17 protein-coding genes are annotated in these 19,105 nt (G+C 36.2%); 10 read left to right on the top strand and 7 right to left on the bottom strand.

Going from position 1 to position 19,105, the window contains the following annotated elements; all coding sequences use genetic code 11:
- Nucleotides 1–8: 8 nt before the first annotated feature.
- Both K350_RS0126505 and K350_RS0126510 read left to right on the top strand, forming a co-directional pair.
- On the top strand, nucleotides 9–374 hold the full coding sequence (locus K350_RS0126505; RefSeq protein ID WP_028982500.1) for a hypothetical protein: 366 nt from the start codon (nucleotides 9–11) through the stop codon (nucleotides 372–374).
- Nucleotides 375–774: 400 nt separating this feature from the next.
- Nucleotides 775–1,446: a trimeric intracellular cation channel family protein gene (locus tag K350_RS0126510; RefSeq protein ID WP_028982501.1), complete on the top strand. Its 672-nt coding sequence runs from the start codon at nucleotides 775–777 to the stop codon at nucleotides 1,444–1,446.
- 581 nt (nucleotides 1,447–2,027) lie between these two features.
- Here the strand turns inward: K350_RS0126510 and K350_RS30560 are convergent.
- Nucleotides 2,028–3,434 carry an aspartate kinase gene (locus K350_RS30560; RefSeq protein WP_051313784.1) on the bottom strand — a complete coding sequence of 469 codons (1,407 nt, stop codon included), beginning with the start codon at nucleotides 3,432–3,434 and terminating at the stop codon, nucleotides 2,028–2,030.
- 618 nt (nucleotides 3,435–4,052) lie between these two features.
- Here K350_RS30560 and K350_RS0126525 point away from each other — a divergent pair.
- The 4 genes from K350_RS0126525 to K350_RS0126540 are packed head-to-tail and all read left to right on the top strand — an operon-like array spanning nucleotide 4,053 to nucleotide 6,674.
- Complete coding sequence (locus K350_RS0126525) at nucleotides 4,053–4,457, top strand: QcrA and Rieske domain-containing protein (RefSeq protein ID WP_028982503.1); 405 nt, start codon at nucleotides 4,053–4,055, stop codon at nucleotides 4,455–4,457.
- Nucleotides 4,458–4,512: 55 nt separating this feature from the next.
- Complete coding sequence (locus tag K350_RS0126530; RefSeq protein WP_028982504.1) at nucleotides 4,513–5,316, top strand: bestrophin-like domain; 804 nt, start codon at nucleotides 4,513–4,515, stop codon at nucleotides 5,314–5,316.
- Between the two features lie 49 nt (nucleotides 5,317–5,365).
- A complete protein-coding gene (locus K350_RS0126535; RefSeq protein WP_028982505.1) occupies nucleotides 5,366–6,040 on the top strand; it encodes a DUF4136 domain-containing protein in 675 nt (224 codons plus the stop codon).
- The gene (locus tag K350_RS0126540; protein WP_028982506.1) at nucleotides 6,030–6,674 is read left to right on the top strand and encodes a hypothetical protein; all 645 of its coding nucleotides are present in this window, start codon (nucleotides 6,030–6,032) and stop codon (nucleotides 6,672–6,674) included. Before K350_RS0126535 ends, K350_RS0126540 begins: the two co-directional genes overlap by 11 nt.
- Nucleotides 6,675–6,717: 43 nt before the next feature.
- Here the strand turns inward: K350_RS0126540 and K350_RS0126545 are convergent, their stop codons facing one another.
- Together K350_RS0126545 and K350_RS30565 are read right to left on the bottom strand one after the other, a co-directional pair.
- Complete coding sequence (locus tag K350_RS0126545; RefSeq protein ID WP_028982507.1) at nucleotides 6,718–7,479, bottom strand: SDR family NAD(P)-dependent oxidoreductase; 762 nt, start codon at nucleotides 7,477–7,479, stop codon at nucleotides 6,718–6,720.
- Entirely contained in the window at nucleotides 7,476–8,630 is a 1,155-nt protein-coding gene (locus K350_RS30565) for a glycoside hydrolase family 3 protein (RefSeq protein WP_037577536.1), read from the bottom strand. Before K350_RS30565 ends, K350_RS0126545 begins: the two co-directional genes overlap by 4 nt.
- Nucleotides 8,631–8,754: 124 nt before the next feature.
- Between K350_RS30565 and hxpB the strand changes: the two genes are divergently transcribed.
- Nucleotides 8,755–9,417, top strand: coding sequence for a hexitol phosphatase HxpB (hxpB, locus tag K350_RS0126555; RefSeq protein WP_211236787.1), 663 nt, complete (start codon nucleotides 8,755–8,757; stop codon nucleotides 9,415–9,417).
- Nucleotides 9,418–9,664: 247 nt separating this feature from the next.
- Here hxpB and K350_RS0126560 read toward each other — a convergent pair whose 3' ends face one another.
- Entirely contained in the window at nucleotides 9,665–10,435 is a 771-nt protein-coding gene (locus K350_RS0126560) for a DUF5995 family protein (protein WP_028982509.1), read from the bottom strand.
- A gap of 159 nt (nucleotides 10,436–10,594) precedes the next feature.
- Between K350_RS0126560 and K350_RS0126565 the strand changes: the two genes are divergently transcribed.
- A complete protein-coding gene (locus K350_RS0126565) occupies nucleotides 10,595–10,984 on the top strand; it encodes a VOC family protein (protein WP_028982510.1) in 390 nt (129 codons plus the stop codon).
- A 207-nt stretch (nucleotides 10,985–11,191) separates the two neighbouring features.
- Here the strand turns inward: K350_RS0126565 and K350_RS0126570 are convergent, their stop codons facing one another.
- Both K350_RS0126570 and K350_RS30570 read right to left on the bottom strand, forming a co-directional pair.
- A complete protein-coding gene (locus K350_RS0126570) occupies nucleotides 11,192–13,675 on the bottom strand; it encodes a glycoside hydrolase family 9 protein (protein WP_028982511.1) in 2,484 nt (827 codons plus the stop codon).
- A 119-nt stretch (nucleotides 13,676–13,794) separates the two neighbouring features.
- Complete coding sequence (locus tag K350_RS30570) at nucleotides 13,795–15,588, bottom strand: glycoside hydrolase family 9 protein (protein ID WP_051313786.1); 1,794 nt, start codon at nucleotides 15,586–15,588, stop codon at nucleotides 13,795–13,797.
- 307 nt (nucleotides 15,589–15,895) lie between these two features.
- Between K350_RS30570 and K350_RS0126580 the strand changes: the two genes are divergently transcribed.
- Entirely contained in the window at nucleotides 15,896–17,191 is a 1,296-nt protein-coding gene (locus K350_RS0126580; protein WP_028982512.1) for a flavin monoamine oxidase family protein, read from the top strand.
- Nucleotides 17,192–17,260: 69 nt separating this feature from the next.
- Here K350_RS0126580 and K350_RS33045 read toward each other — a convergent pair whose 3' ends face one another.
- Nucleotides 17,261–18,253: a GNAT family N-acetyltransferase gene (locus K350_RS33045; RefSeq protein ID WP_211236788.1), complete on the bottom strand. Its 993-nt coding sequence runs from the start codon at nucleotides 18,251–18,253 to the stop codon at nucleotides 17,261–17,263.
- A gap of 219 nt (nucleotides 18,254–18,472) precedes the next feature.
- Between K350_RS33045 and K350_RS0126595 the strand changes: the two genes are divergently transcribed.
- Nucleotides 18,473–19,093, top strand: coding sequence for a TetR/AcrR family transcriptional regulator (locus K350_RS0126595; protein ID WP_028982513.1), 621 nt, complete (start codon nucleotides 18,473–18,475; stop codon nucleotides 19,091–19,093).
- Nucleotides 19,094–19,105: the final 12 nt, after the last annotated feature.

A 19,105-nucleotide genomic window follows, 5' to 3' on the forward strand; every position in this document is an offset into this window, starting at 1 on the left:
TCCGGCTTATGACACTCATTAATTTCGCCAGATCTGAATTTGTAAAGTCAGTGAGTGATGGTTCAAAAAACTTTACAATAAGAAAGATAAGAAAACATCCTTTTAATAAGGGAGAGAAATTACAATTGTACACGGGGCTCAGAACAAGGCATGCTATAAAACTTCGGGATGCTGTATGCAAAAATGTATGGGATCTTCGAATAGAAGAGCATGAAGGAACTTTTTTATTTAAACTGAATGGGCGAAGGCTTTCACGTGAAAGAGTTAATGGAATTGCCCACAAAGTGGGATTCCGGACTGTTGATTTATGGATTGGTTATTTTAAGGAGAAATATGAATTTCCTTTCGAAGGTCAATTAATTGAATGGTATTAACTCAATATTGTGTTATAAAAAGATTAAAAACTTGAGTATAAAAGGGAATGTCAATAGCCGAGGGAAATCCACTGTGTATCTATGAGGCTTCTCCGTATTTCTCTGAGTAAACGTCTAACTGAGGTTCACCAAGGATTAAGAGCGTCATATCCTTCCATTTTTTTTTGTTAAAACCATTTCCAATTCCGAAAGATTGCAGTTACTGAGGGAAGATAATTAGTACCAATAGAAGATTTTGCAAAAATGTTTTAACTATGGTTAGATTCAAGGGTTAGTAAAGAATATCATCTATTCTAGCTGGAAGATTCAGTAATTATACTTGATATTGAAGGGAAGGTAAGTTTCTCACAATTTACCATCACTAATTCAAAATAAAAGATTTTAAAAACCTTATAAGAGGATGTTGAAAGATAGCTTTATAGTAATAGAGTTTCTGGCAATTGCCTCAGGATGTCTTTCCGGCGTATTACACGCTCTCCGGAGAAATTTTGATATAGTTGGAGTAATGATTATCGGAATTGCATCCGGTGTTGGAGGTGGTATATTAAGAGATGTTTTGATTAGCAATGGACCTCCCTTAGTGATTAAATATGAAAGCTATTTAATTACAATTTTATCAGCCACATTTATAGGAATGTTTTTTGGAACATTGGTAAACAGGTTACAAAAGGTAATCTGGCACATAGATGCTTTTTCACTTGGTTTTTTTACAATAGCAGGAATGCAACGTGCATTCCTTAATGATCTGTCCATATTGCCTGCATTATTCCTGGGTGTAATTACAGCCACAGGAGGAGGATTATTAAGAGATGTATTGTCAAGGGAAACACCGGTAATATTGCTTCCTGGGCATCCGCATACCCTTGCATCACTATTTGGTGGAATACTCTATATGGCATTTATAAAGCTATTCGGATTTGAGATTATTGTGAGTGAAATAATAGGAGTTATTTCAACTTATATAATAAAACTTATTGCATTAAGATATGATCTTATAGTTCCTACACCTCCTGATGTTATGCATCATATTCAGCATTTATTAGAAAGGCGAAAGAAGAAAGGGAAGGAGTAAGCTTTATAATAAAGCATCTACTTGTAGTTTATTCTCGGTGATCAATGAAAAACCAGGAGTTGAACCAACCAATAGTAAATCCAGGAAACTCCTGCTATATTGAGAACAAGAACAATTAAATTTTTATTTGTTCCATATTGGAGCCCGAGTATCCCCGGTATGATAAACAGGGTCGCTATGCCTGAGGTTAGCAGAATGTAAATATTGTTGCTTAAATTATTTTTTGAAGTTAAAATCATCAATGATAAATACCAGAAATAAAAGTTTCCCGCGAAGTTAAGAAAAGACAGTATTCCATTCAGATATCTTAGTTTTGTCAGTACGACTTCTTTGGATTTTAGTCTGTAGTTGATTTTTGAAATGATTATTACAAAAACAATAAAGCATAAAAGTAGAAGGAATAAGATAGGAATGCTCATAAGTAATTTAGATAGGTATTTATAAAATAAAAGTAGTAATTAATCAAAGAGGTATAGCAGCTAAAAAATAAAGTCCTTTTTGAAAAGGACTTAGTATAAAAAAAGCACGTCCTTTTCAGGAAGTGCTTTTTTACTTTTAGCTTTCGGCTTTACGCTTTCAGCTTATTTAATACTTTCTGCAACAGCAGGCTCAAAGAACATTGTTTTATTCAATGCAATGATTGACTTATTAAAGTCTTCACGGTTCACAATGAATTGAAGGTTTACTTTTCTTAAAGAGAAACCTGCGCTCTTGATATTTACATTTGCTTCAGCCAATGCACCAGCAGCTTTGCCAAGTACGCCCGGCTGATCCATGTTAGAGCCGATCATACAAACAATAGCTACTTTTTCAACCGCTACTTTCTGATATTCTTTTTCCAGTTCATCAACTAACTTTTGTTTAAAGTCTTTCTCCCAGATTACCATAGAAATGCTGTTGGCACTAGTTGCTTTGAAGATGTAACTTACTTTATAAGATTCGAACTTCTGCATGATCTTGAGGTCAGAACCAACAGTGCCTACCATAAGTGGATCGAAGATCTCAATGATAACAGCCTTAGACGTACCTGTGATCACGTCCACTTTTTTCTTTGGAGAAATATATTCTCTTGTAATTAAAGTACCTGGATGTTCTGGCTCGAATGCATTTTTGATTCTTAAGTCAATGCCCATCATTTCAAGAGGCTTTGAGGCTTTCGGGTGAATAGCTTCCATTCCTACATCTGCAAGCTGATCAGCTACGTCATAGTTGGTATTGCAAACAGGGATACAATTTTCAACTCCAACAATGTTAGGGTCTGCAGAAGATAAGTGGTATTCTTTATGGATAATAGCTTCCTGAGGTTTTACAGCAACAGCAATCTTACAGAAAGTAACTTCTGAATATCCTCTGTCAAATTCTCTCATAATACCCTCTGTACCTTTTGTATATCCTGTAACAACGCAGATGGTCTTAGAGAAATCTATGTCTTTGAACGAATGCTCAATGCGCTGATCGATTGTGAAAGGATAGTGATCATCAAATCCTCCAAGATCTATAAGGGTTGCATTGATACCATGCTTCTGAAGAATATTAGCAAATACAAATGCTGAATGAGACTCACCAAGAGATGCAAGAATCTCTCTTGATGCCTGAAGTATGTTTTCGCTGCTCACATAACCTGAAGCAAGCACGTTAGCCAGGTTCTCAAGGAATTTTTCCGCCTGAGATATTTTATTGGCAATATATTCGTCTGCAAGTTTAAGGTCAAGCCCAAGGTCAACGTATTTTTTGTTGATCTCCTGAAGCTTTTCAGTAGTTTCCTTCAAAGGTTTGTGGAAGTCCTTTTGTTGGGTGATATGATGGTAAACACCTGGTTCTCCTGTTTTCTTATTTTCCAGCAGCCAGTTGGTTACCCCCGAAAAAGCGGAAACCACAAAAATTCTGTTATAAAGGTTTTCATTTTCTCTGCCATATAATACGATGTTTTTCATTACATCATGAAGGGCAGTCATACATGTTCCACCTATTTTTTCTACTGTAAGCATTTTGAGATTTATGTTATATATTCACTTTATGTGTCTTTTCAAAAGAGAAGTTCAGGTTATCATTCGGTTAAGAAATTGTTTCCTGAAGTTTAAGGCCGGAAGTTAAAATAGATACCCTTTCCAGGTTAGTTTTCCCTTTACTTATGCAAATTTATTGCAAATAAAAGAATTTTTAGTGTTTTAGGCACGCTGATTTTAAGTTTGGTAACAAAGAATTTTTCGGAAAGATGGAGGAGCATAATTCATTTAATGTCCATTTTAAAAAGTTTGAATTTATTCTCCTGTTAATCAGTTTGTTGTTAAGCCTGGTAGTTGGTAGTCAATTTTAACGGAAAATTTGATAATATCTTCCTTGTATGAAAAACTTCCTGCTCGCAATTTTTACCTGCTAATTTTCCTTTCTTGGTACATACTTTTTATCCAATTTTTAATCAAAATTCAATAATATGAGAAAATCATTACCATGGAGGCTGATTATTAACTGGCCTCCCTGTTTTTTTATTTACCGTAGTTTAGGTTTAATAGTCAAAGGTTTAAATGATGGCTTGATTTCATTAAAGCTCTGGTGAAATAAATTTTTAGTTTTAATGTTATCTTTACAGCCAAATTTGATTCACAATGCAAAGACTAAATTTTTTAAAAGCTACATTTCTTATATTTTCATTTTTATTCCTCGGAAATATTTTGTCTTCATGCAAGAAAGACAATCCCAACCCATACGTCAATTTTACACTAGATATAAATGAAAATTCCAATTCTGCATTGAGAATGCCCGGTGGCTCAGTAGTTAGCAATGGTGCGATCGTTGTGAGATATTCCAACTCTTATCTGGCATTTTCCAATTCATGTACCTATGATGGTTGCGGTTTAAGTTATTCATCTATTTCCAATCGCTTTATCTGTTCCTGCGACGGTAGTGAGTTTGATATTAATGGAAGATTTTTATCCGGAAATCCCAGCCCAAATATCCCTCAATTCAATGTAACTCAGAATGGTAGCTTATTGACCATAATTAGTAAGTAATCCTGTTCAAACAAAAGATATAAAGCCTGGTTGCTTATTAGCAAATAGGCTTTATATGCAAAATGAATATTTGTACCACCTAGATGAATGGATCATTGCTGTGGTATTGTTAGTTGTACTGGCAATCTTTTTTGAACTCGGTTATATCCTTGGAGTGAAAAGACTTGTCAGGAAAGGAGTTAGGGACGAGGATATTGGAGCCATACTGGGAGGTATTTTGGGGTTGCTGGGGATAATGTTCGCTTTTACATTTTCAATGGCAGCCTCAAGGTTCGATGCGAGAAAACTTGCTATTCTCAAAGAGTCTAATGCCATAGGGACCACTTACCTTAGAGTATCTCTTTTACCCGACTCAATAAAGCCAGAGGTTTACACCCTTCTTGAAAAATATGTGGAATACCGTCTTATATACGATCGCACTACAGATCGGAATAAGATGAATGCAATTGTGGACAGCTCTGAAGTCGTTCAGATAAGGATTTGGAGAAAGGCTTCCAAAAATGCACTATTAAATAATAACTGGAATTCTTCACTTTTCATTAATACTTTAAATGAAATGATTGATCTTTCCGCTGAAAGATATGCTGTTCAGCTCAATCACGTACCTGAGATCATCATTTACCTTATGATTTTGCTTGCTATTATCAGTACTTTTACCCTTGGCTTTGCCTGCGGACAGGAAAGAAACAGAAAGTCTATTTTTTCATATAGTCTTGTTGTCTTAATGATACTTGTATTGATGGTAATCATAGACCTTGACAGGCCATTGAGGGGAATTATAAGAGTGGGAGACCAAACCCTGATGAATCTTGATAAATCTATGGAAAAATACTCTCCTTTGAAGAAAGTATCGGAGTAAACATCTATTACCCTATACCTGTTGTATTCATTCTTACCAAGGTTATATCATGCAAGTTTTAAAATCTTCAGATCATTGGAAAATACTGTTTTTGTCTGGCATTGTTATTTTAATGGTCAATGCTTGTAAAGACCCTGATCCGGTGAATGATCTGGAGCCTTTTCAGAAGGATTTATATATCTCTAACAGAGATGCTTCAGTTAATTTTGCTGACTTTAAAACTTACTTTCTCATTGATTCGCTTAAGATGATTGGGAAGGACACTATGAGCATACGTAAACACTATCTGACGGAGAGTTTAATTATTCATACCATTGATTCTAATCTTCAGAATTATGGCTTTGTCAAAGTAAACAAAGATCAAAATCCGGATGTGGCTGTGGTCGCTTCTGTATTGAGGTTTAAAGAATCTGTTCCTCTTTCTTATTCTCCGACATTGTTTGGACCAGGTGTTTTTGGATATACGTCTTCCAGCGAATTTGGCTTTCCTGGATATCAGTTTTCAGCGCCTGATAATTTTGGGTTTTATTCTTTTGATGTAGGAAGTCTGACTATTGATATGATTGATTTGAAGAATGCACCGTCAGCAGGGAAATTGAATATAATATGGAACGGACTTATAGCAGGTGCAGCGAATGATTCTCTTGTAGCAAATCCACAGAGAGTGCTAACAGGTATAAATGTTTTGTTTGAGCAATCCCCATACTTAAAGGATGGAAAGTAAAATGTGGACTTATAAAATAAAGCTTCTTTGTCTGCTGTTGCTGATTCTACTTGCGAAACCAGAAGCAAAAGCCCAGTACAGAAATTTGTTCTTATATAATTATTCTGCAGGAAAAACGGTTGGATCCCTGGATAAATTCATTGATGGAAAATACTATGATGGATTTCATATTGATTTAAGGCATTTTTTCAAAGAGGATTATTCATTTGGATTTCGGATTGGCTGGAATAATGTTAAGGCAGTTCTGGACCGTCAGAGTTTTCAGACAGATAAAGGAACCGTTTCTGCAATTCAGACAAGATATATGAGTAGTTTACCTGTAGTTCTTAATGCTTTTTATTATCCTCTAAAGGGAAAGTCTCTAATCCCATATGTAGGGGGAAGTCTGGGAGTATATGTTATGGACTATCAAAAATGGTTTGGTTCTGTTGCCTTCAAAAAGAAATCATTCAGGCCTGGTATAAGTCCTGAGATAGGCTTTCTGGCACCTATAAAAAAATCAGAAGTAGGGGTAGGCGCTTTCGCCCGGTTTAATTATGCAGCATATTCCCACGAAGAAGTAAAAAATATGATTTATATGGAGCTGGGAGTAATTATCTTCCTGGGGGATAAGAACGATAGGAGTTGTGAGTAATAAATTTTAAGTTATAAGAAACTTACAACATAAAACTTATTACCTAAGACTTAAAAAGATGGTATGAGTTCGCTTGAGCCGTCGGCGTTACAACCAGATCATTGATGCAGACATGAGCAGGCAATGAAGCGCAGTAAAATACAATATTAGCAATGTCCTCTGCCTGTAAAGGCATGTATCCCTCATAAACTTTTTTAGCCTTATCTTCATCTCCTTTGAATCGAACAAGAGAAAATTCCGTCTCTGCAGCACCTGGATGTATGGCTGTTACTTTAATGTTGTGCTTTAACAAATCTATACGCATTCCTTTGCTAATGGCATCTGTGGCATGCTTAGCAGCGCAGTATACATTTCCATTTTCATAAACTTCCTTCCCCGCTATAGAGCCTATGTTTATGATATGTCCTTTATTGTTTCTGATCATGTAAGGAACAATAGCCTTAGATACATACAATAATCCCTTGACATTAGTATCTATCATGAAGTCAAAGTCCTGCAGATCTGCATCAGCAAAGTTGTCTCTACCCATTGCACCCCCTGCGTTGTTCACAAGAAGGTCAATTGACTTCCATTCGTCAGGGATTCCTGTAGCAATATAAGTCACCTGATCTTTGTCCGTTACATCAAAGTCATAAGCCAAAACGGCAGCATTATACCTTTCTTCCAGTTCCGACTTCAGTGCATTTAATCGTTCTTTGCGTCTTCCGGTAATTATACAGCTCCAGCCTTCCAATGCAAATTTTTCAGCTATTGCTTTTCCAAAACCAGACGTAGCGCCTGTTACAAGAATTATCTTCTTTGTCATTGATTAAATGTTTTATGTTTAAGCGCCATTATTCTTCTGAAAGATTCTTCAATTCTGTTTTCTTTGATTTCACCTGATCTGACAAGCTTTTTAATGGTTGCATGTATTTGGGTTGCAGAGATCCTGTCTTCAAGGTGAACATTGTTGCCGAAAAGTAGGATGTCTACTCCAGCATTTATAGAAAGCTTAATTGCGTTTTCAAGCCCATAGTTTTTGCTGATGGCATTCATCTGCATGTCATCTGAAAAAACCACTCCGTCAAATTGAAGTAAGTCTCTCAGGATATCATTGACAATAGGTCTGGACAAGGTTGCAGGAAGACATGTGGTGTCCAGATGGCAATTGATTATGTGCGCAGTCATAACAGCATCACAGTTACCGGATCTGATAATGTCTCTGTATGGCCAGAGCTCCATAATTTTCCACTGGTTGGTGATGTCTACTATCCCCAGGTGAGAGTCTACAGAAGAACTGCCATGTCCGGGAAAATGCTTTAAAATGGTTTTTACTCCAAAATCATGATGACCTTCTATGCTTAATAAAGCTTGTTTTGTGACAATTCCAGGGTCTGCAGAGTAACTTCTTCCGGCTTTATAAATTACAGGATTTTCTTTGTTAAGACCAAGGTCTACATCAGGAGCGAAATTGAGGTTAATACCAAGCTCTTTAAGTTCTTTAGCAAGATTTCTGGTATAATAAAGGGTGGAATCCGGATTATTAAGATTTCCCAGATATTGGGCTGAGGGCATCTTTACGAAACCATATTTTTCTTTTAATCTATGTACTTTCCCGCCTTCTTCATCTATGGTGACAAAAAGAGGAATCGGAGCTTCTGCCTGAAGATCTCCAATCAATTTTTTAAGGGTTTCTGCTGATTTTGTCTTGCTTATATTTTTTTCAAATACGATTACGGAACCGACTTTACCTGCCCTTAATTCTTTTCTTAAAGAGTCATTTTCTGGTAAAAAGGTCCTGTCGTTCAAACCAACAAGGATCATTTGTCCAATCATTATATCGAGACTATCTTCAGATAATGGTTTGGATCTTGCTTTTGAAGTTTTGATAGGTGTGGTCCTTGTTTGCGAAGTTTTTTCCTTTGTTTTACAGGAAATAAGAATAATAAATAGTAAAAATAAAATTCTGAATTTCATTGTGATAGCATTAGTTAAAGCAAATAATATTCTACTAAAACCGATAGAGGTATTTGCTGTTTGCCAAAGATAAGAATCTTTAGCTATTAAATAAGTTGTAAATTGGCAGGATAAACTTGTGAATATGACTATGATTAAAGCTGTAATCTTTGACATGGATGGGATTCTTATTGATTCTGAGCCTCTGTGGAAAATTGCAGAAAAAAAAGCATTTGCCAAAGTCGGCCTTATTATGAGTACGGAAATGTGCAATCTTACAATGGGGTATAGAATTAATGAGGTTACTGACTATTGGTATGAAAGAAGACCTTGGGAGGGAAAAAGCAAAGATGAAGTGACTGAAGATATCATTCAAACTGTTATTGATGAAATAAAGGCTAATGGAAATGAGCTGAAAGGGGTAAAGCGTTCCTTAAGATTATTGAAGGAGCAAAACTATAAAATTGCGCTTGCTTCTTCATCTGCTATGAGGATCATTAATGTCGTGGTAGACAAACTGGAGATAAGGGAATATTTTGATTCAATTTGTTCTGCTGAAACCGAACCATATGGAAAACCTCATCCGGCTGTATTTATCACCGCAGCAGATAAACTTAAGATAGATCCGCATCAGTGTCTTGTTATAGAGGATTCTGTAAACGGTGTGATAGCTGGCAAAGCAGCACGAATGAAAGTCGTGGCAATACCGGATGAAAGTCTTTCAGGAGATAAGAGATTTATCATTGCAGATACAATCTTGCCGGATCTTGATCATTTAAGTTTGGATTTAATCAGAAGCTTTTCTTAGATGGATTTTTAAGTATAATTTAAATCTTGTCGTTATCCTTGTCTGTTCCATTCTTAGGGCATTTCCTTGTAGAGACGCCATGCTGGCGTCTCTCTATCGACAAGGATGGAATTTATCTTGTCGGGTACAATGGTGATAAACAGTATTATCTATAATATTTCATCATCGTTTCATTATCAAAGGTTTTGAGACGCCATGCATGGCGTCTCTAAGTGCTTATTTACTAAGAAAGGCAAGAGCCCTTTTCTTACACCTCAAGAACCTCGATATTCTTTTTTATTCCTCGAACTTCCGTAATCATTATAAAAAACATCGCTATACTTGGGAGTAGTCCCGGATTCATAATTCGGTTACATATTTCCCTTGTCATAGCCTTATTGCTTTCCCTTACTTCTGCTTTTCCCTTTTCGTCTGACATGGCTAAAATGCAGGCACATTCCCAGCTTTTGCATCTGGCAACCGATACACTGAAGTTTAATAGTCTTCTTTCCAGCTTCGGGATCATTCTCGCAAGCATTCCCAGGATAGGAGATAAAAAGAAAATATCTTTCTCAAGCTGAACAATAGCATCGGAAAGGATTTGATTTATTTTGAAATAATCCTTACTCAGATTGATGACTTCCTTTCCTGGCGCCACTGCTACACAGGTGTTAGGGAGGTCGTAGTTGACATGTGCATTTACTCCTAAAAGCAAATGCTGAATGATGGTATGTTTCTTTTTACCATTTTCAAAAGCATAAAACCAGGGACTGTCAGCACCAAGAGTGTTATTATGGTAACTTTCATAAGCATCCAGATAGTAATTGGCAAAGATTCTTACAAATTCCGCCATACGCTGATTGTCTTCAAATTCTCCTTTTTCGACTGACCCACTAATTTTGATAGATATGCTTTTATAAAAGGCAGCAAAGTATCCATTCCTGTTCCTGCTTTTTTCACAACTAGCGATGATTTTATCCAGCTTTGTTAGGGTCGATTCGATAGACTGATCTTTTGTTGGATTACTTTCCTGCAACATTGGTTCTGAAGATTTTATTAAAAGTATAAATTTTGTTCTATATACAAAAAATGAATATCATATCTTGTTGGAATTGAGTGTTTATGAAGGCCTGCTAAACAGTCGTGTTAGGGAAATGTTAAAATAATAGATTGATTGAACTATTGGAGGAGGGAAGAGATGTTAAATAATGTTCCGGTATTGACAACATTACCAGCTACTGATATAAACAGGGCTAAGGAGTTTTACGAAGATAAACTTGGTTTGACGATTGAGGAATTTTATGAGGACATGATGGTGCTGGACGCCAATGGAGTTAAAATCACAGTTTATGAAAGACCAACGCCGACTAAAGCCGATCACACCGTGATGACTTTTGAGGTGAAGGATATCGAAAACGAGATCAAAGGTCTCAAAAACAAGGGTGTAATCTTTGAAGATTATGACATGCCTGATTTGAATCTGAAAACCAATAATAATCATGTGGCTGTCATGGAAAATGACAAGGCTGCCTGGTTTAAAGATTCAGAGGGTAATATCCTCTGTCTTCATGAGACGCTTGTGAAATAATTAGTTGAAAGGTGCTGTTTTAGTTTTCATACTAATAAATACAGGTAGTTCATTGACACGCATGAACTACCTGTTCAATTTTTATAAGCTGAAAGCTTAATGCTTAAAGCGGAAAGTAAATTCTACTTTTATCTCAGGCTTAAAACTTGGAAGTTAAATCCTTCTTATTAATAATAGAGAAGAAATGAGCATGAAATTAGTTCTTAATTATTTCTTTTCTAAAAGCGCATCTGCTGCCAATATCAGAAACAGATAATCAGTAGTTCCGCCACCTAAAACATATTCTGTTTGCTGCCATAGGTAAGGCCATTCAAGAAGCTCAGGATAATCCGGTCGGATCAATGCAGTTCCTGAAGCAATTCCTCCTGGGATATATGACCAGTCGTCTCTGTTAAATCCGTAAGCTACAGTCAATGATTTTGATCCGATACCTGATGCAAAGGAAGATGTATTAGATCCCGGATGACAGCCAAGTATAAAGTTCATCGCATGGAGCATATAAGTATCTGGAAATATCTCTGGAAATGATGTGTGCAGAAAATACTGCTGAACACCAAAGTTCTGTATGCCCCAACCAGCGCCCCAGATATATGGCTCATATGGTATGCCATATGGATTTTTCTTTTCCTGTTCGTCTATCTTGGCACGGAATGCTTTCACTGCCTTGAGTACAGCTTCTTTATATTTTTTATTATTCACAAGTGAGAAGCTTCTTCCAACTACATAGCCCGTCTGCTCGATGTTCTTGCTGATAAGATCTGTATGGGCAATGAGAAAGTCAGCGTACTTTTTATCTTTGGTTGTGATCAATAATTCATTTGCAAGTTTAACTCTTTGCAAAGGATCACTTTCTTTTGTCCTGTTCCAGAGTTCCTGAGCTATAAAAAGACTTTTAGCCGCAAGTGTATCATTGAATCCCTTCATCACTCTTGAAGCAGAAGCCAAAGTTGCTGCAACAAAGAGTTCTCTTTCAGGATTGTTTTCTGTAAATACCCATCTGTCATCAGCGGAACCAGGATAGCCTACTTTAGGTGTTGTTGAAGAAGCTTTCAAAACGTAATTCTTGTTGTCTGTCATGTTTGCCGGATCACCAAGTAACACATATTGTCTTAGTGTCGGGCAAATGATACCTCTGTACAACCTTCCTAAAGATTCATAACCGCCCACAATTGACAATAATCCATGTTCTATTTGCTGAAGCATGTCTGGTTTCCCGTCTGGCTGGTGTATTTCAGTTATTTTATTTACCTGATCTATGCTAGTATTGTCATAGTTGGTTTTAAATAATTCATAAGCAAGAGAAAGTCCATGAACAGTTTCTGCCTGAGATTCTACACGCAGATCGAAGTCTCCGGCATCGTGCCAGCCACCTCTGTTAAGTCCGTTGACTCTGTCCCCAGAAGCATGCTTACATAAAGTAGAATTACCTTGTAAATAGCCATCAAAATGATTGGTATCTGTAGGTGCCATTCTTGCATCATCAAGGTGACAGAAGCCGTGCCAGACTTTGTATCTATCATTTACCTTCATATGACACATCTGTGCGGGAAGAAAAGTCTCCAGCGTGGGTTGCCATACATTTCTCTTGAATACATCTTTACTGATCTGAAAAGGTTCTGTTGTATAGGTATTGTATTTTACAACATACATTCCAGGTTGTTTTATTGAGGTAAAATCAAACTTCAGGTATTTGTAACGGATGAATTTCCCCCAATCATTAGGTGTTGTTTCCAGAGCTTTTTCCAGAGCTCCGTTTTCACCTATTCTATATAATGTTACGGGGTATCTTTTAGTCTCGGAAGCATCAAGCTCTACTACTGCTACTTTTTGCTGAGACGGATGATAGCCAACTTGTGAAAGTTGTACTACAGGTTCATATTTCCAGCCAGCTATTGCATGCGGGGTTATTAGCCATTCGATTGCATTGCTGGTAGCTCCTTCCGGTATCAGTGATCTTACTACAAACCAGCCATTGTTATGCTGAGCTCTTCCATCAATAAGTTGTAGTTTATTTCCTTTAAGATTTTCAATAACCAATCTCTGACGATCAGATTCCGGAACAACCACAAGTTTGGAGCCTTCAGCCATTGGAGTTGTCTGGTATTGCTTTTCCTGATCTATATAACCTGGTCCGTTTAGTTGTCTGGGGAATATTCCAAAGCTTTGATCCATATAATATGATTTGCCAAAGAGGATACCAGGAAACAATTCAAAGTTGAAGCCTACTTTGCCAATCCATTCTTTTGGTAGTGGCTTATCTAAGTCAACAATCACTCGAACAGCTTTCCCTTCAGGCTTGATTTTTAAAGTATATGCGAAATTAAGATCAGGATAGATAATTGGATTAAAACCTTTTCTGTTTTTCTCCTGATCAGGATATTCCATTCGTACACTAATCTCGTTTTTATTTCTATCGACCATGCGTTTGCCTACTTTTGGAACAGGCTGCCATTGGCCTGGAGTAGGTTCAAGTCTTAAGTCACCGTTGGTACCTATTCTAAGACCATTTTGAATAATCCCAACTCCTCCCTGATGACTTTCAGGATAGAAGTCATGAGCAAGCATTACATTAAGGCCTGTCATTTCAAGGTATTCAAGATCATTTATTTTTAAAGTTTCCTGTTGAGCTTTGGAAGTAGTGGAAATAAGTATAAATGAAAAAAGGAAAAGATGGTAAACTAATTTATTCATTCGTATTTAATTATTGTTATTATGTTAAAAGACCTATAAGGATTATTCCTTATAGGTCTTAAAGTAATTTACTTTAATTAGTGTTGAATTTGTGTTAAGATAGGATGAGAAATATGTTATTATTCAGCATTAAGTATAATACTGTTTTTCTCATTCATAAATGCTTCAATTGAAAGGGTCAGATAAGCAAGTGGTGCGTTCCAGTTAATAGCTATTTCGTTAGATGCGTAACTACAAACGTTATCCATGTATGCTTTTGCAGGAAGAGAAGAAGAGTATTCAGCACCAGGGCAATCACCCTTATCCTGCATCTGTGGATTTGGACCTCCAGCAAGCCATCCAGGAATTGGTTCTGCAATACCGTCAGCTTCTGATGGACGATGGTGAGGATGCATGGTCGATTTCTTTCCGAATCCGGTTACATAAGAATAACCAGTACCATTTCTTCCAAGAAGATAATCAAGAGAAGAGATAGCTGCATTCAAATATGCCTGATTTTTGGTTAGGCTATATGCCTGCAACAATATCACACCTTGATTGGCTGCAAATGAATTGCTACCCCAGGTGAAGTGTCCTTTATTTTGTCCCATTGGAACTCCAAAAGCGGATTCAGTCGTAGCATGATTTTTATAACTATCAGCAAGTTTAAGAAGCGCATTTTTTACAGCTTCGTGATCAGGAGTTTTTGAGAAACGGCTAAGAGAAATAAGGCCAAGAGTATTAACAGACTGCCAGTCAGGAAGGTTAAATGAAGCCAGGTTTTCAGTTACTTTAGCATTTTGATAATAAATTGGATCACCTGTAGAAACAAATAGTTCTATATTTGCCCATTGAAATTCGTCAGCAACATTTTTGTCGTCATAAGCTCCGGTAACAACTGCAGGATCAGTGATTTTAGCCTGATCATATAATACAGAAGGGTTTTTAGTTGCCCATTCCATAGCCTTTTTACTGGCATACAGACATTTCTCAGAGAATTTAGGAAGTTCTTTTTTGTATTTGTTGAAAACTCTCGCAGCCTGAGCCATCACAGCAGCATAGTCGAGAGTAGCGGCTGTTGTTTTTTCCACCACATATCTTTTTTGGATTGCTTCATCCGGCATTACAAAACCATCGAAGTTAGGATTTGTCAATTTATGATATACACCTCCGTCAGCATCCTGCATGGTGAGCATCCATTTAATGTTATACAATGCTTCATCAAGGATATCAGGAATTTTGTTATTGCTTTCAGGGATGTTAAGCTTTAAAGTATCGAAATACTCAGGATTATGCTCGTATGCAGCTAGTAAAGTATATGTTGATATTCCTGAATTGACAATGTATTTGTTATAGTCACCTGCATCATACCATCCTCCCGGAGAAGATATTACGGTTCCTGTAGGTCTTTTATCTGTTTTGGCAGACGGGTGAATGTATACCACAGTATCAGGATGCCCTTCTTTTCTCGCAAATTTTCCTGCATATTTTTTTTGAATAGGAGTAGACGCTCTTTGATAGTAAAAAGCTTTTACAGAAGCTTTACCAAGATCCTGGTGTACTTTTTTATTTACTTCAAATGAATGAGAGTTTCCAAGGCCAGGAATATATAAGTGATATTTTCCCTCTTTTTTCAGACCTGAAAAATCTGCTTTGCTGGCAGTTTCATCAGAAAATTCCCATTTGCCTCCTTTTTTAAGGCTGCCCTGAAAAGCAGTATCTTTTTTCGCTTCATCGATGACGAAAAATTTTGATGCTTCAGAATTGACAACAATTGCAACTTTAGATGCTCCGGGATAAAATCCAACCTGATTTAAACGGATGTCGTCAGTACTTTTTTGGGAAAAAGCAGTTGTGTTTCCTAAAGACAGGAAGGTGAGTAAACCAACTGCAGCGGTTGAAAATTGCTTTCCTCTTAACGTTTTTCTATTCATTTGAGTGGTTTTATGTGTTCTAATGAGACTATTTTGCTCTATTTAATTCAAATTACCTAATATTATAGTACCGTGTCAAGCACTAAAGATACATAAGGCATTGGTATACAAGAATTACTAGTAAATGATTGGGCACATAGTAACCAAAAGGATGAATCTATGTTTGTAAAAAGATGATATTTATGTGACATAATTAAATTCACTGAGGCGGTTAAATCACTTTTAAAAAGTTTGGTTTTTCATATTAAAGTTTTCAACAAACAGCATTATAGCTGAAATTTTAAAGAATTTAAAAGTTAATTGTGTAATGACGATAAACAAAACAAGGGTAGTTGTCATAGGAGCAGGAGCAGCAGGAATTCTTTGTGCCAAGAAGTTATCTGAAAATGGATTTTCAGTAACAGTACTGGAAGCAAAAGCTTTTGTAGGGGGACGTGCTCATACTATTCAGCCTGAAGGCTTTTCATATCCGATTGAAACAGGGGCAGAATTTATCCACGGAGATCTGCCAATTACCAAAAGTCTTGTGAAAGAAGCTGGACTTTCTCTGATAAAAGTAGAAGGGCAATCCTGGCACCGACATAATGGTCAACTCTCAACATCTCAGTATTTTATAAAAGAGTGGGATTTGCTTATGGAAAAGTTGCAGGCACTTAAACACGACATATCCATTGGTGAATTTCTTGAAAAGGAATTTTCTGATTCCAGATTTGATGCTCTTCGAAGGTCGGTAATAGCATTTGTAGAAGGGTATGATGCTGCTTCAGTTTCAAGAGCAAGTGCTTTTGCTCTAAGAGAAGAATGGTTGAATGAAGATTTTGATGCACAATACAGAATCGAAGGAGGGTATTCGAAATTAATGAATTACCTAAAAATGGAATGTGAAAAAAATAGTGTCAGCTTTTCCTTTTCAGAGGAAGTAAAAGAAATACAATGGGATAAAAATCAAGTCCTGGTTCGAACAAAGTCGGATAAAGTCTATGAATCAGAAAAGGTGATTATTACTATTCCAATAGGGGTATTGCAAGCGAAAGATACAATTGTTTTTAAACCTGAAATAAAAGACAGATTTGAAGCTATTCAGAAATTAGGTTACGGATCTGTAGTAAAGTTTTTAATAGAATTTAAAGAAAAGTTTTGGGAGTCAAATGATCCTTTTAATGATGGTGTAGGCTTGAAAAAACTTGGATTTTTTTTCTCAGATGCTTCTATTCCTACCTGGTGGACTCAGTACCCAGTGAATAGTGCGCTTTTTACAGGATGGCTCGCAGGTCCGAAAGCAGAAGAATATAAATTTAAAAGTCAGGAAGAAGGATTGGCAGAAGCAGTGAAGGCTTTAGCTTATATATTCGGATACACTGAAGAAGTGATACGAAGCAAAATAAAAGCCTGGAAAATAGTTAATTGGACTGAGGATATTTATTCAAAAGGAGCTTACACTTATGCTACTGTTGAAGCACCCCAAGCACGTAAGCAACTGATTAAGCCTGTTAATGATATTATTTATTTTGCAGGAGAAGGATTGTTTGAAGGCCCTGAAGGAGGCACAGTGGAAGCGGCGTTTGGAAGTGGGCTGAAGGTAGTTAATGAGCTGAAAGCTTAAAGCACAAAGCTGAAAGTAAAATGCAGATAAATTTTTACTTTCAGCTTTTCGTCTTTTGCTTTAAGCTTTTTACCACTTTTTAAAAGGATTCTTCGACAGGTTCGAATTAAAATATCTTTCATCACCACTTACCTCTTTATCAATCCATGCGGGAAGAGAGAATTTTTCGTCAATTGAGTTCAGCTCTATTTCAGCTATTATAAGTCCATCATTGTCTCCACTGAATACATCAACTTCCCAGAGCTTTCCGTCATAAATGATTTCATGTCTTACCTTTTCAATGCAATTGGCTGCAAAAAGGTTTAAGAGTTCATTTGCATCTTCCTCAGGTATTTCATATTCGAATTCAGCTCTTGCAATTCCTTCTGTTTTTCCCTTAATAGTTAAAAAACTTTTATCTTCTGTAACCCTTACTCTTATTGTCTTTCCAGGTTCAGTAGATATGTATCCTTGTTTAAGATAAGAAGCTTTACCTTTCGACGCATATTCCCAAATGTCTTTCTTTATTAAAAACTTTCTTTCTATTTCTTGTCCCATTTTTTTTAAAATCTTCGGATTAACAGAGCTATAAAGATAAGTTAAAATAGATCGGTTTTTGCTATTGTTGAATTCTTTGATCCTCTTCATTCCTATTTTTTCTGCGACTTTTATTGATGCATTATGATTATATGGCATGTTTGCATAAAGTTTTTCTATGTTTAATACCTTAAAGCCATAATTCATAATAGCTTCAGCTGCTTCAAAGGCAAAGCCATGATTCCAGAATGGTGCATAAATAATGTATCCCAGATCATGAACTATAGTATTGTCTGCCTGAAGTTTTAATATACCGCAATCTCCAATCAGCTCATTAGTCTCATTTAAGAATATTGCATACCGACCAAATCCATATTCTTTATATGATAGAATACTCCTTTCAATCCATTTACTGGTTTCTTCTTTTGTAAAAGGAGAAGGCCAGAATGACATCGTTAATGGATCTGAAAATACTTTTTGAACTAGCATTAGATATTCAGCTTTGTATTCCTTGATTATCAATCTGTCTGTTTGTAAAACTGTCATTATTGAAATATATAAAGAATCGGAAGGTAAGGGATAGTTTGATTTATTTATTTGAATCCCAGTATTTATGCCGCTTATACATAGTAATGGGTTGATTTTTAAGAGATTTAAATATAGGCTTTTCTTATGAAAATAAAATTCTGAAGAAAGTTTGTTCGGATAAATCTTTTGCTTTACTTTTGGTTTAACCAAATGGTTAAATCTTTTAGTTAAACCAAAATGTCAAATTCTAACGAGTCTAATACACAGGAAATTATAAAAAAGACAGCCCGCGAAGTCTTTTTTGAGAAAGGTCTTGATGGGGCCAGAATGCAGGACATAGCTGATAAGGCTGGAATAAATAAGGCATTGTTGCATTATTATTTCAGGTCAAAGGAAAAGCTATTTGAAATCATTCTGGATGAAGAGAAACAGAACTTTATGCGTTACCTGGAGGATATTATAACTTCTCAGGATTTTACTTTTTTTGAAAAAATTGAAAAGATTGTCGAAAAGCAAATTGACAATATGATCAATGCTCCTCATTTACCTCACTTCATAATGAACGAGATTATCAAAAGACCTGAATTACTGAATCAGGTAATTCAAAATAGCGGGTTTAAGAGAGTCTTTGAGGTCTTTGTGAAACAGACAAGTGCAGAAGTGAAGAAAGGTACAATAAGGAACATTAAAGGTGAGCAGTTGATGATGAATATAATGTGTATGGACACTTATCCGTTTATTGCCAAGCCCTATTTTATGAACCTTATGGGTATTGAGTCTGAAGCCGAATATTTAAAGGTAATGCATAAAAGAAAAAAAGAAGTAGTTGAATTCATTATCACTGCTATCAAGCTTTGATTTTTATCAATA

The organism is Sporocytophaga myxococcoides DSM 11118 (assembly GCF_000426725.1).
Classification (GTDB): Bacteria; Bacteroidota; Bacteroidia; order Cytophagales; family Cytophagaceae; genus Sporocytophaga; species Sporocytophaga myxococcoides.